At 68.4% G+C, this 1,493-nt stretch carries 2 protein-coding genes; both read left to right on the top strand.

Features of this window, described 5'->3' with window-relative positions:
• Nucleotides 1-1,084: sensor histidine kinase (locus ACQKIP_RS47235; RefSeq protein WP_427745838.1), on the top strand; the 1,084-nt coding region annotated here is incomplete at its 5' end.
• 120 nt (nucleotides 1,085-1,204) lie between these two features.
• Nucleotides 1,205-1,450, top strand: coding sequence for an MbtH family protein (locus ACQKIP_RS47230; protein WP_266872604.1), 246 nt, complete (start codon nucleotides 1,205-1,207; stop codon nucleotides 1,448-1,450).
• Nucleotides 1,451-1,493: the final 43 nt, after the last annotated feature.

Genomic DNA, 1,493 nt, shown 5'->3' with positions numbered 1-1,493 from the left:
GGAGTCCTCGGAGTCGGGTGAGTTGCCGCGCCCCAGCCGGATCGTCGGCGACGGCCAGCCGGCGTCAGCCGACCAGCTGACGAAAGGGCTGCGCCAGCAGGCCGCCCGTACCCACGAGGAAATGATGAGCCGGCTGCTGTTCGAGTCGGCGATCGCCCTCGGGGTCACGGCGGTGATCGCGATCTGGCTCGGCTGGGTGGTCGCCGGCCGGGTGCTGCGCCCGCTGCGCTCCATGACCACCGCCATCCAGCAGATCACGGCACGCAATGTGCACGAGCGGCTGGCCGTCGACGGCCCGCGCGACGAGCTGAAGGACCTCGCTGACACAGTGGACGGCCTGCTCGGCCGGCTGGAGACGGCCCTGGACTCCCATAAACGCTTCGTCGCCAACGCCGCGCACGAACTGCGCACCCCGCTCACGCTGGAGCACGCGCTGCTCGAGGAGTCCCTCATCGACGGCGCCCCGACGCTCGAGTCCTTCCGCAGCAACTTCGAGCGGCTGCTGGCGATCAGCAAGCAGCAGGGCCGACTGCTTGAGTCGCTGCTGTTCCTGGCGACCAGCGAGCGCGGCCTCGAACAGCCGGAGCCGCTGGAGCTGGCGCCCCTGGCCGACGAAGTCGTGCGCACCTTCCGCCCGGCCGCCGAACGGCGCGGCCTGCGGCTCGTCGCCGATGTCGAGCCCGCCGCCCTGCACGGCGACCCGGCGCTGGTGGAACGGCTGCTGGCCAACCTCCTCGACAACGCGATCGACTACAACTGCCCCGAGGGGCAGGTGGAGATCACCATCGGCACCCGCTCCGGCCGGGCCTTCGTCGAGGTCGCCAACACCGGCCCGCAGGTTCCCGCGGACCAGGTCGACCGGCTGTTCCACCCCTTCCAGCGGATGCGCCGCAACGCCGACGACGGCCACCACGGCCTGGGCCTGTCCATCGTCCGCTCCATCGCCACGGCGCACGACGCCGAACTCACGGCGCAGGGCCGCCCGGACGGCGGCCTGGTCGTGCAGGTGGCCTTTCCCGCACAGCGCAAGCTCACCGGCGCTGCGACGAGAGCGGCGACAAAAAAGGCCGACAAGCCCAAATAGCGTGTCCAAGTGCCGAGAATAAGCGGTTGGACAGAGCTGTCAAATTAGGCTGCTTGTCGTCTTCCAGGGGCCTGATTATTGTTGGCCACGCCCAGGTGAACCCACTGACGGGGAGTGGTCATGGCGAATCCCTTTGACGACGAGAACGGCTCCTTTCTGGTGCTGGTGAACGACGAAAACCAGCATTCTCTCTGGCCTGCATTCGCCGAGGTTCCGGACGGCTGGAAGGTCGTTTTCGGCGAGGGAATGCGAGCGGCCTGCATGTCGTACATCGAGGAGAACTGGACGGACATGCGTCCCAGGAGCCTCGCCGAGGCGATGGACGCGGCCGACGGCGAGAACGTCACGGCCGAATCCGTCAACTGACCGAAGACCGACCGGACGGCGAGACAACGGGACAGAGGTGGTC

The sequence above is a fragment of the Streptomyces sp. NPDC059900 genome (genome assembly GCF_050270335.1).
Classification (GTDB): Bacteria; Actinomycetota; Actinomycetes; order Streptomycetales; family Streptomycetaceae; genus Streptomyces.
This window is presented reverse-complemented; position numbering and strand designations above follow the sequence as displayed.

What these genes read in the sequence shown, in the direction of transcription:
- ACQKIP_RS47230 (WP_266872604.1), top strand. Translation starts at nt 1,205, where the DNA reads ATGGCGAATCCCTTTGACGACGAGAACGGCTCCTTTCTGGTGCTGGTG.